The sequence below is a fragment of the Amycolatopsis mediterranei genome (assembly GCF_026017845.1).
Classification (GTDB): domain Bacteria; phylum Actinomycetota; class Actinomycetes; order Mycobacteriales; family Pseudonocardiaceae; genus Amycolatopsis; species Amycolatopsis mediterranei.
This window is the reverse complement of the sequence record NZ_CP100416.1, coordinates 7,969,371-7,982,746: the sequence shown is the minus strand read 5'-3', so window position 1 is coordinate 7,982,746 and position 13,376 is coordinate 7,969,371. Positions and strand designations below refer to the sequence as shown.

The 13,376-nt window shown below is 72.6% G+C and carries 13 protein-coding genes; 9 read left to right on the top strand and 4 right to left on the bottom strand.

Going from position 1 to position 13,376, the window contains the following annotated elements; translation table 11 throughout:
* Positions 1-12: 12 nt before the first annotated feature.
* Positions 13-1,086: a Glu/Leu/Phe/Val dehydrogenase dimerization domain-containing protein gene (locus ISP_RS35750; RefSeq protein WP_013228727.1), complete on the top strand. Its 1,074-nt coding sequence runs from the start codon at positions 13-15 to the stop codon at positions 1,084-1,086.
* A complete protein-coding gene (locus ISP_RS35745) occupies positions 1,083-1,883 on the top strand; it encodes a serine hydrolase (protein WP_013228726.1) in 801 nt (266 codons plus the stop codon). Before ISP_RS35750 ends, ISP_RS35745 begins: the two co-directional genes overlap by 4 nt.
* On the opposite strand, the gene ISP_RS35740 is transcribed toward ISP_RS35745, so the two are convergent.
* Entirely contained in the window at positions 1,868-2,812 is a 945-nt protein-coding gene (locus ISP_RS35740) for a LysR substrate-binding domain-containing protein (protein ID WP_013228725.1), read from the bottom strand. The two genes, ISP_RS35745 and ISP_RS35740, sit on opposite strands and share 16 nt — an antisense overlap.
* 84 nt (positions 2,813-2,896) lie before the next feature.
* On the opposite strand from ISP_RS35740, the gene ISP_RS35735 reads away from it, so the two are divergent.
* On the top strand, positions 2,897-3,826 hold the full coding sequence (locus ISP_RS35735; protein ID WP_013228724.1) for an MBL fold metallo-hydrolase: 930 nt from the start codon (positions 2,897-2,899) through the stop codon (positions 3,824-3,826).
* A 40-nt stretch (positions 3,827-3,866) separates the two neighbouring features.
* Here ISP_RS35735 and ISP_RS35730 read toward each other — a convergent pair whose 3' ends face one another.
* Entirely contained in the window at positions 3,867-4,052 is a 186-nt protein-coding gene (locus tag ISP_RS35730; RefSeq protein WP_013228723.1) for a DUF5302 domain-containing protein, read from the bottom strand.
* An 82-nt stretch (positions 4,053-4,134) separates the two neighbouring features.
* Complete coding sequence (locus ISP_RS35725) at positions 4,135-5,091, bottom strand: winged helix-turn-helix transcriptional regulator (protein WP_013228722.1); 957 nt, start codon at positions 5,089-5,091, stop codon at positions 4,135-4,137.
* Between the two features lie 127 nt (positions 5,092-5,218).
* Here ISP_RS35725 and ISP_RS35720 point away from each other — a divergent pair, with 127 nt between their 5' ends.
* The 5 genes from ISP_RS35720 to ISP_RS35700 are packed head-to-tail and all read left to right on the top strand — an operon-like array spanning position 5,219 to position 11,078.
* Entirely contained in the window at positions 5,219-6,691 is a 1,473-nt protein-coding gene (locus ISP_RS35720) for a carotenoid oxygenase family protein (RefSeq protein ID WP_013228721.1), read from the top strand.
* A complete protein-coding gene (locus ISP_RS35715) occupies positions 6,688-8,379 on the top strand; it encodes a class I adenylate-forming enzyme family protein (RefSeq protein ID WP_013228720.1) in 1,692 nt (563 codons plus the stop codon). Before ISP_RS35720 ends, ISP_RS35715 begins: the two co-directional genes overlap by 4 nt.
* 4 nt (positions 8,380-8,383) lie before the next feature.
* On the top strand, positions 8,384-9,577 hold the full coding sequence (locus ISP_RS35710; RefSeq protein WP_013228719.1) for an acetyl-CoA acetyltransferase: 1,194 nt from the start codon (positions 8,384-8,386) through the stop codon (positions 9,575-9,577).
* Positions 9,574-10,557, top strand: a complete 984-nt coding sequence (locus ISP_RS35705; protein WP_013228718.1) for an LLM class F420-dependent oxidoreductase — start codon at positions 9,574-9,576, stop codon at positions 10,555-10,557. Before ISP_RS35710 ends, ISP_RS35705 begins: the two co-directional genes overlap by 4 nt.
* A 2-nt stretch (positions 10,558-10,559) precedes the next feature.
* Complete coding sequence (locus tag ISP_RS35700) at positions 10,560-11,078, top strand: pyridoxamine 5'-phosphate oxidase family protein (protein WP_013228717.1); 519 nt, start codon at positions 10,560-10,562, stop codon at positions 11,076-11,078.
* On the opposite strand, the gene ISP_RS35695 is transcribed toward ISP_RS35700, so the two are convergent.
* Positions 11,068-11,913, bottom strand: coding sequence for an SGNH/GDSL hydrolase family protein (locus ISP_RS35695; RefSeq protein WP_013228716.1), 846 nt, complete (start codon positions 11,911-11,913; stop codon positions 11,068-11,070). The two genes, ISP_RS35700 and ISP_RS35695, sit on opposite strands and share 11 nt — an antisense overlap.
* 127 nt (positions 11,914-12,040) lie before the next feature.
* Between ISP_RS35695 and ISP_RS35690 the strand changes: the two genes are divergently transcribed.
* Positions 12,041-13,279 (top strand): PucR family transcriptional regulator, encoded by a 1,239-nt coding sequence (locus ISP_RS35690; protein ID WP_013228715.1) that lies wholly within the window; start codon positions 12,041-12,043, stop codon positions 13,277-13,279.
* Positions 13,280-13,376 lie beyond the last annotated feature (97 nt).

Genomic DNA, 13,376 nt, shown 5'->3' with positions numbered 1-13,376 from the left:
GGAGTCACCACCGTGACCGAAGGAGTGTTCGCCCGGGGCACCGGGCACGAACAGGTCGTGTACTGCCACGACCAGGCCAGTGGCCTCAAGGCCATCATCGGCATCTACTCCACCGCGCTCGGTCCCGCACTGGGCGGGACGCGCTTCCACCCCTACGCCACCGAATCCGACGCGCTCGACGACGTCCTCGCGCTGTCCAAGGGCATGGCGTACAAGAACGCCCTGGCCGGGCTGGACCTCGGTGGCGGCAAGGCCGTCATCGTCGGCGACCCGAAGACGCTCAAGTCCGAAGCGCTGCTGCGCGCGTACGGGCGCTTCGTGCAGTCCCTGGGCGGCCGCTACATCACGGCGTGCGACGTGGGCACGTACGTGCAGGACATGGACGTCGTGGCCCGTGAGTGCCAGTACGTCACCGGCCGCTCGCCGGAGGACGGCGGGGCCGGCGACTCGTCCGTGCTCACCGCGTTCGGTGTCTTCCAGGGTATGCGGGCTTCGGCCGAGCACGTCTGGGGCCGCCCGGACCTGGCCGGCAAGCGCGTCGGCGTGGCCGGCGTCGGCAAGGTCGGCCACATCCTCGTCGGCCACCTCGTGGAGGCCGGCGCGCAGGTGACGATCACCGACGTCTACGCGCCCGCGATCTCGCGCACGCTCGAAAGCCACCCGTCCGTGCAGGTGGCGTCCGATGTGGACACTCTGCTGCGCACCGACCTCGACGTCTTCGCGCCGTGCGCGCTGGGCGGTGTCCTGAACGACGAGACCGTGCCGGTGCTCGGCGCCCGGATCGTCTGCGGCGCGGCGAACAACCAGCTCGCGCACGCGGGCATCGACAAGCAGCTGGCCGACCGCGGTGTCCTGTACGCCCCGGACTACCTGGTGAACGCGGGCGGCGTGATCCAGGTCGACGACGAGCGCCACGGCTTCAACTTCGAGCGCGCGAAGCGCAAGACCACGGCCATCTACGACACGACGAAGGCCGTGTTCGCGCTGGCCGACGCCGACGGCGTGCCCCCGGCGACGGCGGCCGACCGGCTCGCCGAGCGGCGGATGGCGGAGGTCGGGCGGCTGCGGTCCATCATGACCGGGTGAGTCCGTCCGAGTTCTTCGAAGCGGTGGGCGTGCGGGGTTTCCTGCACGCCCACCGGCTCGGTTCGTCTCGCGAATGCGGCCTGGACGCGGACTCGCCGGTGGTCATGGCGTCCGTGGTGAAGGTGCCCCTGGCCTTCGAGTTCGCGCGGCAGGTGGCCGCCGGGCAGCTCGACCCGACCGACCGGGTGCGGGCGTCGGCCGCGGACCGCCTCGGCGGAACCGGTTCGGCGGCCTTCGCCGACGACGCCGAGTACAGCCTGCGGGACGCGGCGCTGCTGGCCCTTTCGGTGTCCGACAACACGGCCGCGGACCTGCTGTTCGACCGCGTCGGCGTGGACAACGTCCGGTCGCTGCTGGCCGAGCTGGGCTTGACCCGCACGACGGTGATCGGCGCGCCGCGGGACGTGCTGCGCACGATCATCGAAGACACTTCGGCGGGCCGCCCGTTGCGCGCGCTGGATCCCCTGCGGACTTCCGCGACCACACCTCGCGAGATGACGACGTTGCTGGCGGCGATCTGGGCGGACGACGTGGGCGCCCCGGTGCGCGAGTGGATGTCCGTGCAGGTCGGCTGGCACCGGCTGACGGCGGGGTTCCCGCCGGAGGTGGCGGTGGCGGGCAAGACGGGCACGATGCCGGGGATCCGCAACGAAATCGGCGTCGCGACCTACCCGGACGGCACCGCCTACGCGGTCGCGGTGTTCACCACCGGCGGCGCCGAGACGCTGCGGCGCCCGGACATCGACCGGGCAATCGGCGCGGCCGCCCGGGCGGCGGTCGATCAGCTGCGCTCGTAGAACACGTCCCACGGCCGGGGGCCCGGCGCAGGGGGCACGATCCGCGAAACGCCGTCGTCTTCGAGGACGCGGGCCGCGATTTCGCCCAGCTTCGCCGCCTGGGGGTGCGGGCTGGTCGAGGGCCAGGCGAAGGCCATCCGGGCCCGCAGCACCGCGCCTTCGAGCGGCCGCCACACCACCCGCGGTTCCTTGCGGGCGCCGGGTTCGAACGCCACGCCGTGCCCGGTCAGGACCAGGCCGAGCACGAACTCGGGATTGCGGGCGTGCCGGATCGCCGCCGGGCGGAAGCCGTGGTCCCAGCAGGTGCGCAGCAGGGCGTCGTAGCTTCCCGGCGCGGCGGCGCGCGGGGCGTGGACCAGGCCTTCGCCGGCCAGATCGGCGAGGGTGAGCTCGGCGCGGCGGGCGAGCGGCGAGTCGCGGGGGAGCAGCACGCCCAGCGGGGTGTCGACGACCGGGCCGAGGTCGAGCCCGACCACGTCCACCGGCAGCTGCAGGAGGCCGGCGTCGAGTTCGCGGTCGGCGAGCAGCCGGGCCTGCTCGGCCGTGGTGAGCTCCTGCAGGTCCAGCCGCACGGACGGGCACTCGGCGGCGAACTTCGTCAGGATCGCGGCCAGCACCCGGCCGGGCAGTTCCGGAGGCACGCCCGCGCGCAGGCTGTCCAGCTCCCCGCGTTCGGCCTTCGCCACGAGGGTCGTCATGCGGTCCCAGCGGGAGAGCAGATCGCGGGCTTCGGCGCGCAGGACTTCGCCGGCTTCGGTGAGCGTGACGCGGCGGCCGCGTTCGAACAGCTTCGCGCCCAGCTCGGCTTCGAGCCGCTTGACGCGCTGGCTCAGCGGCGGCTGCGCGATCCCGAGCCGTTCGGCGGCCCGGCCGAAGTGCAGTTCGTCGGCGACGACGAGGAAGTAGCGCAGCGAACGGAGGTGGTCCACGCTGCGACGATAGCCGTTCACCTATCAAGGAGTGGTCGTCCAGATCTTGGACAGCTCGGTGCCGTTCGTGGTCGGGTGTCCGGTATGGACAAGGGAGTGAGCAGGCGCGGGCTGTTCGGCGCGGGCGCGGCGGCGGCCGCGATCCTGGCGGGCGCCCCGATCGCGGCGGCGGCGGGCGGTTCGGGAATGGTGCTGCGCTGGTGGGGGAACAACGGCTGGGAGATCCGCATCGGGGCGAAGACGATCCTGATCGACCCGTGGCTGACGCGGTTCAAGACGGGCACGTACACGTCGGCGGGCGCGGATCCGCGGACGCCGCTTTCGGTGAACCGCGCGTTGATCGACGGTTACCTCGACCGCGGTTTCCTCCGGGCGGACCACATCCTGGTGACCCACGGCCACTACGACCACCTGACGGACGTTCCGTACCTGGCCGAACTCACCGGAGCGACGGTCATCGGCACCGAGACCCATTTGAGTCTCATGGCGGCGCTGGGTGCCCCGGAAGACCAGCTGGCGATCGCGACGGGCGGAGAGGACCTGACGTTCGACGGGTACTCGATCCGCGTGCTGCGGTCCCTGCATTCGGCGACGGGCACCCGGGCCCGGGTGGCGTTCCCGGGCACCCGGCCGCTGTCCCGCCGCGACCGCCCCCGCGTGATCGCGGACCTGCTGGAGGGCGGCACGCTGGCGTACGTGGTGTCCGGTGGCGGAGCGAGCGTGCTGGACTTCGGGGGATCGAACTACGTCGAGTCCGAGCTGGCGGGGCTCCGGCCGGACGTGGTGCTCCTGCCGCCGGGCGGGGCGAAGGTGCGGGAGTACGTGCCGCGCCTGCTGCGCGTCCTGGGAAACCCGCGCTATGTGGCGGCTACGCATTGGGATGACTTCGATCTGCCGCTGGGCCAGGCCCACGACCCGAACGGGGGTTTGGAGGTGCTGCGGACCGCGGTGGCGGCGGCGAGTCCCGGGAGCGAGTTCGTGGTGCTGGACCACCTCGGGGAATTCACCCCTTGAAAGCGCGAGGCCCCCACCGCTCGCGGTGGGGGCCTTCGGCTCAGCCGCTCTTGCGGCGGAACGTCCGCTTGTTCGCCGCCGGGCCGTGGGCGTGCTGGTTCTTGCCGCCCGCGTTCTCGTGCGACGCTCCCGTTCGCGCGTGGGCCTGCTTGCGCTCCAGTGCTTCGCGGAACTTGCGCTTGACGTCGTCCTCCTCGCCGCTGGGCGACGGGTCCGGTTCACTCATGCTTACCTCCGAAAATGACGACGTGTGACCGCCCCAGCCTGGCATCCCGCAAACTGCTTGGCGAGTCGATTTGGTCACGTCGTCAGCGTTTGGGGGACGGCACGCCACCGAACTGGACCGACTTGCGGGTCAGGGGGCGGCCACAATGGTCGCACAGCAGCATCGGGCGCAGCCGCTCGCCGCACTCGACGTGGTGCAGCGTGATGTCCGGCTCCTGGCCCGTCACCTCGAACCCGCGCGACCACTCGGCGATGAACGCCAGCGCCGGGAAGAACGCCAGGCCCTTCGCCGTCAGGCGGTAGTCGCGGGCGTCGGTGCGGGTCTTCGCCGTGCCCGTGCGCAGGACGCCGACCTCGACGAGCTTGCTCAGGCGGCCCGACAGCACGCTCGGCCCGATGCCCAGTTCGCGCTCGAACTCCGAGAAGTGCCGGCAGCCGAGCAGCGCCGAGACCAGCAGGCCGGTCGACCACCGGTCGCCGAGCAGCTCCATCGTGTCCGGGAAGAACATCATCGGATCGCCGGCCAGGGATTCGGCGTCCTTGCGGCGGAAGCGCTTGGACGCCGTCGCCGCCGCGACGCCGGTGCTGTCCAGCCGGGACGCCCGCACGTCACGCGCGTCGACCCGGCGGCCGCAGGCGGCACAGCCGAGGGGCGCTGATGTAGCCAGCTCACAGTCGAGGTGGATCAGCGTCGGCAGCACCTCGCGGCGGCCTTCGACCCACTCGCGCTCCCACGCCCAGATGCAGATCAGCAGCGGCCACAGCTCCAGGCCGCGCTCGGTGAGCCGGTACTCGTGCCGCGTGCGGCGCGCGTCCCGGTACGGCACCCGCGTGAGCATGCCCGCGTCCACCATGTCCCGCAGCCGCCCGGACAACGCCGTCGGCGAAATGCCCAGGCGGAGTCGCAGCTCTTCGTACCGCCGGAAGTGCAGGAACAGGCCCTGCAGGATGAGCAGCGTCCACTGGTCGCCGACCAGCTCGAGCGCCCGGCGGAGCGGATCCCCCGCCGGCCGGATGCGCTGTGCAGTCGCCTCCACCAAAAGCTTTCCCCTCGTTACATCGCCACCTCAGGATAGCACCTGGCTACACCAAAAGAAGCCTATTGACAGCTGGGTACACAAATCATAGTCTGATTCCCATCAGCCCGCGCAGCCAGGGAGCAGCCCGATGACCAGCACCTCCGAACAGCCGCTGATGGTGGCCCGGACGGCGGACGCGGACGAGGCGAACCCCTACCTGCTCGGCGTCTACGCCCCGGTCGGCACCGAGATCGACGCCGAAGACCTGCAGGTCATCGGCGAGATCCCGAAGGATCTCAACGGCGTCTACCTGCGCAACGGCCCGAACCCGCGGTTCGCCCCCGAAGGCCGCTACCACTGGTTCGACGGCGACGGCATGATCCACGCCGTCCACCTGGAGAACGGCAAGGCCCGCTACCGCAACCGCTGGATCCGCACGAAGGCCTTCGAGGCCGAGTCCGCAGCCGGCAAGGGGCTCTGGACCGGCGTCATGGAGAACCCGAAGGACAACCCCTTCGGCAACACCCACGGCCTGGGCCTCAAGGACAACGCCAACACCGACGTCGTCTTCCACCGCGGCCGGATCCTCGCCACGTGGTACCTGTGCGGCTCGCCGTACGCGGTCGACCCGCTGTCGCTGGAGACCCTCGGCGCCGAAGACTTCCTCGGCACGCTGGCCGGCGACATGATGGCCCACCCGAAGGTCGACGAGACCACCGGCGAGCTGTTCTGGTTCGACTACGGGCCCCGCCCGCCGTACCTGCGCTACGGCGTGATCAGTGCGGACGGCAAGGTCGTGCGCACCACCGACGTCGAACTGCCAGGCCCACGCCTGCCACACGACATGGCCATCACCGAGCACTACGCGGTGCTGATGGACCTGCCGCTGGTCCAGGACCTCGCGGCGGCGCAGCAGGGGCGCCACAAGCTGCACTTCGACCGCTCGATGCCGAGCCGCTTCGGCGTGTTGCCACGCTACGGAGACGGTAGCCAGGTCCGGTGGTTCGAAGCGAGCCCGTGCTACATCTACCACGTCGTCAACGCCTGGGAGCAGGGCGGCGAAGTCGTCCTCGACGTCTGCCGCGTCCAGCGTCCGCAGCCGCGGGCCGACGCGCACACGCCGCTGGCGAAGATGCTGTCCTACCTGCGGCTCGACGCCCAGCTGCACCGCTACCGCTTCGACCTGCGGACCGGTGCGTGCCACGAGGCGCCGCTCGACGACGACAACACCGAGTTCCCGACCGTCGACGCCCGCGGCGTCGGACGGCGGAACCGGTACTCCTACGCGGTGCACATCTCGCCCGAGTCGACGCTCAAGTTCGACGGGCTGGTGCGCCACGACAATCTTGCCGGCACGAAGACCGAATACCGGTTCGGTCCCGGCCGGTGGGGCAGCGAGGCTCCGTTCGCACCCCGCGAAGGAGCACCCGTCGATTCGGCGGACGGGTACTTGGTGACGTTCGTGCAGGACGAGCGTGAGGGACGCTCGGAACTGGACATCTTCGACGCCGCCGACCTCGCTGCCGGACCCGTGGCCAGGGTCCTGCTTCCCCAGCGTGTCCCGCTCGGTTTTCACGCGACCTGGGTCCGGGCGGACCAGCTGGAAAACCTCCGTTCATGAGATGCCATCGAGAGGGTCGCGCCCGGGACTTCCGGACGTGGGGATGGTGGAGTGCGGAGACGATCGACCAGCTCGTCAAGGAGCGGGTCAGTGCCGACCCGGAGGGTCTCGCGCTGGTCGATCCACCGAACACCACCGCACTGGTCGGACGCGACCCGGTGCGGTGGACCTGGAACCGGCTCGACGAACGCGTCGACGTCCTGGCCGCGTTCCTGCTCGCCGGAGGGGTGCGAGCAGGCGACGTCGTGGCCGTGCAGCTGCCGAACTGCTCGGCCCTGGTCCAGGCGTTCCTCGCGATCGTGCGGATCGGCGCGATCGTCACCCCGTTCCCGGTCTCCTACCGGGAACACGAACTCGGCCCCATGTGCCGGCGCACCGGGGCCGTCGGGGTGGTGACCGCATCCAGATACGGCGAGCACGAGCTCGCCGGGGCGGCCCTTGGGCTAATAGGCGCTTCGGCGCCGTCGGTCCGGTTCGTCGTCGCCTCGGGGGACGACGAACCGGCCGGCGCCCTGGCCTGGCCCGAAGCTCCACTGTCCGAAGCGGAGAAATCCACTTTGGACTCCTACCTGACCGAAGCCGACGTGAACGACTGCGTCACGATCTGCTGGACCTCCGGCACCGAAGCCGTGCCGAAGGCCGTGCCGCGCTGCCACGGAGACTGGCTGGCGACGGCCGCCGGGTGCGTCCAGGCCGCCGGGATGACCCGCGACGACGTCCTGCTCTCGCCGTTCCCGATGACGAACATGGCCGGCATCGGCGGCATGTTCCTGCCGTGGCTGCTGACCGGCGCCGTGTTCGTCCCGCACCACCCGTTCGACCTGCCGGTGTTCCTGCGCCAGCTCGCGGCCGAGCGGGTGACCTACACTCTCGCGCCACCGGCGTTGCTGACCATGCTGCTGCACAACGAGAAGATACTGTCCGAAGTGGACATCTCGGCGCTGCGGAAGATCGGGTCCGGCTCGGCCCCGCTCTCGCCGTGGCTGGTGCGCACCTGGGCCGAGCGGTACGGCATCGACATCATCAACTTCTTCGGCTCGAACGAGGGCACCGCGCTGCTGTCCGGACCGGTGGACATCCCGGACCCGGACCAGCGCGCGACCTACTTCCCGAACTACGCCTCCGCCGCCACCTGGTCGACCCCGGTGGCCGAGTGGACGTCGGTGCGGCTGCACGACCCGGTCACCGGCGAGCGGGTGACCGAACCCGGGCGCCCCGGCGAGCTGCACATCGCCGGGCCGACGGTGTTCGCCGGTTACCTCACGGAAATGGGCGAGCCGCTCGACACCTCGGCGTTCGACGAAGACGGGCACTTCCGCACCGGCGACGTCTTCGAGATCGACGGCGAGCGCGGGGAGTTCCTGCGGTACGTCGACCGGCTGAAGGATCTCGTGATCCGCGGCGGCATGAACATCTCGCCCGCCGAGGTCGAGGGCCTGCTGGCCGGTCACCCGGACGTCGCCGACGTCGGCGTCGTCGGGGTGCCCGACGACGTCATGGGGGAGCGGGTGTGTGCGGTCGTGGTGCCGGGCTCGCGCAAGCCGGCCCTGGACGAGCTGGTCGCGTACCTGCGCGACCGCAAGGTGGCTGCGTTCAAGCTGCCGGAACGGCTCGAGTACGCCGACGTGCTGCCGCGCAACCCGGTGGGGAAGATCCTCAAGCGGCAGCTGCGGGAAAGCCTGGGATGAGGTCATGACGGTGTACGTGCTGGGCGGGGCGCAGACCGACTTCGCGCGCAACTTCACGAAGGAAGGGCGCGGGCTCCTCGAACTGTTCGCCGAGGTGGTGCCCGCCGCGCTGGCCGACGCCGGCGTGAGCGCGGACGACGTCGAAGTCGCGCACGTCGGGAACCTCGCCGCCGAGCTGTTCACCGGCCAGGCGCAGCTCGGCGGCCTGCTGGTGGCGGCCGTCCCGGAGCTGGACGGCGTGCCGTCGACCCGGCACGAAGCCGCCTGCGCCTCCGGCAGCACCGCCGTCCTCGCGGCCTGCGCGGACCTCGAAGCGGACCGGTACGACGTGGCGCTGGTCGTCGGCGTCGAGCTGATGCGCAACGTCGACGGGCAGCGGGCGGCCGAGCACCTCGGGTCCGCCGCGTGGGCCGGGCACGAGGCCGTCGCCGCGAAGTTCCCGTGGCCCGCGCTGTTCGCCGACGTCGCTTCCGCCTACGACGCCCGTTATGGTCTTGATCCGGGGCACCTCGGGCTGTTCGCCGAACACGCCTTCACCCGGGCGGCGCTGAACCCACTGGCCCAGGCCCGCGACTGGCGGTTTCCGGCGGCCGCGTTCGGACCGGACGACGAGCTCAACCCCGTCATCGAGGGCCGCCTGCGCAAGCAGGACTGCGGCCGGATCACCGACGGCGCCGCGGCGGTCCTGCTGGCCTCGCCCGCGTTCGCCGAACGGCTCGGCGGCGGGTTCCCGCGGATCGCGGGCTTCGGGCACCGCACCGCGCACATCGGCCTCGCGCCGAAGATCGCCTCCGGCGGCGAGTACCTGTTCCCGCACCTGCACGGCGCCGTCGCCGACGCCTACCGGCGAGCGGGCGTGCCCGGCCCCGGCGCGCTCGACGTCGTCGAGCTGCACGACTGCTTCACCATCACCGGCCTGGTCGCGCTGGAGCACCTCGGCGCGGCACCGCCCGGCGGCGGCGGCCGGTTCATCGACGGCGGCGGGCTCGACGCGGCCGGGATCAACCCGGGTGGCGGCCTGATCGGCCTCGGCCACCCGGTCGGCGCGACCGGCGTCCGCATGCTGCGCGACGCGGCCCGGCAGGTCTCGGGCACGGCGGGCGAGACGCAGGTCGGGGGCGCGCGGACGGCGTTGACGCTGAACGTCGGCGGCTCGTTCACCACGGTGGTCACCATGATCGTGCAGGCCGCCGCATGAAGCTTTCGGCGTCGCTGGGGCTCTGGCAGGACCGGCCGCCGGAGGAGGCGCTCGACACCGCCCGCGCCGCGGAGGCCGCGGGCTACCCGGAGCTGTGGATCGGCGAGATGGCGACGTGGGACGCCTTCGCGCTCGGCACCGCGATCGGCGCGGCCACTTCGCGGATTTCCCTGACCTTCGGGCCGCTGGCGGTGACCGTGCGGGACCCGGCGACGATCGCCATGGGCGTCGCGTCGGTGGCGGCGCTGACCGGGCGCGCGACCGGCGTCGCGCTCGGGACGTCCAGTGACGTCGTGGTGCGCGGCTGGCACGGCCGCTCGCGCGATCGGGCGGCCACGGCCTTGGCGGAGTCCGCCGTCGCGGTCCGGCAGCTGCTGGCCGGCGAGAAGTCCTCTGTGGACGGCACGGTCGTCGGCTCGCTGGGCTACCGGCTGCGGCTGCCCGCTCCGGAGTCGCCGCTGACGATCGCCGCGTTCGGGCCGCGGGCGCTCGACGTCGCCGCGCGGCACGCCGACCGGATGGTCGTCAACCTCGTCAGCCCGGCGGCCGCGGCGACGCTGGTGCGCGGGCTGCACGCTGCCGCCGGACGCGCGGGCACCACCCCGCCGCCGGTGGCCGCGTGGGTGGTCGCCGCGGCCGATCCGGGGCCGGCCGAGCTCGAGCAGCTGCGCCGGGGCGTGGTCGGCTACCTCGCCGCGCCCGGCTACGCGGACATGTTCCGCGCGGCGGGCTTCGGCGACCTGATCGACTTCGCCCGCACCCGGCCGCACCCGCGCGAGCTCCTGGCCGCGGTGCCCGCCGAAGCCATCGCCGCGGTCGGGCTGTTCGGCTCCCGCGACGAGATCGCGGCGAAGATCGGCTCGTACGCGGCCGCGGGCGTCGACGAGCTGGCGATCGTGCCCGCGACCAGCGACGACGATCCCGGCGGCGAGAAAACCCTCGCCGCGTGTCGATCCGCGGCCGTCCCGTTCGACGCGTAGGCATGACGGAACCGACAGCAACCCAGAACCTCGACCGATCCGGGTCCGCGGCGCTGCCGTGGAGCAGGGCGCGCGACCTCCTCGCCACCCAGACCCCCAAGGAGGACCTGACGTTCTTCGTCGGGACCGTCCGCCCCGACGGGCGTCCGCACGCCGCCGGCGTCGGCGCCATCTGGGTGGACGACACCCTGTACTTCGTGAGCGGGCCGGGCACGCGCCGGGCCCGCAACCTGGCGGCGAACCCGGCGTGCAGCGTGTCGGTGCGGCTGCGCGGCCTCGACCTCACGATGGAAGGGGAGGCCCACCGGGTCGCCGAACCCGAGGTCCTGGAGCGGGTGGCGGCCGTCTACCGCGAGGGCGGCTGGCCCGCGACGGTGGAGGACGGCGGGTTCAACGCGCCGTTCATGGCGGCGAGCGCCGGGCCGGCGCCCTGGCACCTGTACCGGCTCACGCTGCACCGGGCGGTCGGCGTCGCCACCGCCGAGCCGCACGGTGCCGCGCGCTGGGACTTCAGCCGCTGATCGCGGCGGCGACCAGCCCGCCGATCGCGGCCATGCCGTCGGCGTTCGGGTGCATCGGCGCGGCGACCGACGTGGGGATCACGCTCTCGAACCACTTCACGCCGGGCAGCTTGCAGACGTCGTGCCCGATCGAGGCCGTCCGGACGTCGATGTAGTGCGCGTCGTGCGCGGCGGCCTGCCGGGCCAGCGCGGCGTTCGTCTTGTCGATGCTGCCCTGGATGTAGTTCGCGTCGCGGGGCGTCAGTGGCGCGATCGGCCAGCAGCCGTTGTGCGGCAGGTAGGTGCCGTAGCCGGCCACGAAGACGTCGGCGTCCGGCGCCTTCGCGTGGATCGCGTCGAGCAGCGCGCCCCACACGGGCTCGAACGCGGCGATCTTCTCGGCCAGCTGGTCGTGGCCGCCGGCGGTGTACCGGTCGACGCAGTCGGGGTTGATGCCGGGCAGCAGGTTGATGCAGCTCGTCGCGGCCCCGACCAGGCCGACGTCGTTGCCGCCGATCGTCACGGTCACCGTGCGGGTCTGCGCGCCGAGCGCGTCCAGCTGCGGCGGCACGGCGCCGGCCGACGTCTGCTGCGGGGCGGTCATGTCCGCCGTCGTCGCGCCCGAACAGGTGACGTCCGTCAGCGGCACGCCGAGTTCTTTCGCGGCGACGTGCGGGTAGTTCGCCAGGGAGCGGAGGCAGCCGGGGGAGGAGAGGTCGGGCGGGAGGATCAGCGGCCCGGCCGCCGCCGAATCCCCCAGTGCCACGTATTCCCCGGCGGTGCCCGCCGCCGCCGGGACCGCCGTCGCGCCCGCCAGCGCGGTGACCATGATCGCGATGAACGCCGTCGTTCTCACTCGCACGCCGTCCTCCTTGACACGCTGTTCTCTTGATGCAGTGCCGACTGTTGGTCTCCGTGACACCATCGGCACCGGGCGTGGCTCGATTGACTGGGAATGCGGGCAGAGAACGGGGGGATCGGTTGTGACGGAGCACAAGCCCGGCGGGGATCTCGCCCTCGGCGGGCAGCGCGTGCACGAGCGGCTCACCCGGGAGGAGCCCGAGCTGATCGCCCGGGTGCTCGCGCGCATCCAGGCCGAGGTCGCGGACTACCGGCGGCTCCCGGTCGAGGAACTGGCCGGCGACATCGCGGGCATCACGCGGCAGGCGGTGCGGGCGTTCGCGCGCAGCCTGCGCGAGAACCGCGAGCTGAACGCGGCCGAGCTGCGGCAGGTCGGCGCGTCCGCGGTCCGCCGCGCGGAGGAGGGCTTCCCGCTGGAGGCCGTGCTGACCGCGTACCACGTCGGCGCGCGGGAGATCTTCGCCGTCGGCGCCGCTCTGTCGGGCAGTGCGGACGTCGCCGATCTCCTCGAAGTCGCGGACCGGGTGCTGGCGTTCGTCGGCACGGTCACCGGCGCGGTCACCCGCGGGTACCTGGAGGAGCTGCGGACGAAGGTCGGGCAGGAGCACACCGCGCGCCGGACGCTGCTGTCGGTGCTCGTCGACGGCGGCCCGGTCGACGTCGTCGCCCGCAGCGCCGGGATCACGCTGCCCGCGCGGTACGTCGTGCTGAGCGTCGAACTCGGGCCGCACGCCGACGAGGAGTCGCCGGGGGTGGACGCCGAGATCGCCGTCCGCCGCAAGCTCCGCCGGTTCCTGGCGGCGTTCGACCAGGCGTGCGGTGACGGCGTGCTGGCGTCCCTGGACGGTCCCGGCGGGCTCGTCCTGCTCCCGGTGGCCGGCCGGTTGGCCTCGGTTCCGGAGTGGCACGCGGTGCTCGACGCGGCCGGGCGCGCGGCGGGGGTGACCGTGCTGGCGGCGGCGGAACCGGCGGCGCCGGCCGAGGTCCGGGCGGTGGCCGCGCAGACCGGCGAGGTGCTGGACGTGCTGCGGTGGTTCGGCCGGCCGCCGGGGCTGTACCGCCTCGACGACGTCCTGGTGGAGTACCAGCTGACCCGCCCGGGAGCGGCCCGCGACCGCCTCGCGGCGGCGCTCGACCCGCTGGAAGCGCACCCGGAGCTGGTCGAGACGCTGGACACCTACCTGGCGCTGGACACCAACCGCCGCCGCACGGCGGCCCAGCTCCACGTCCACCCCAACACGGTCGACTACCGCCTCCGCCGCGTCCGCGACCTCACGGGCATCGACCCGCTCCACCCGGCCGGCCTGCCCCGCATCATCGCGGCCTCGGCCGCCCGCCGCGCCGCCCTCCCCCGCCGCTGACGCGTCGTCCACCCAGGTACGCGTGTCGTCCCCCGGGGTACGCGTGTCGTCCGTCCAGGTACGCAAGCCGACCCTCCAGGTACGCAGGTCGACCCTT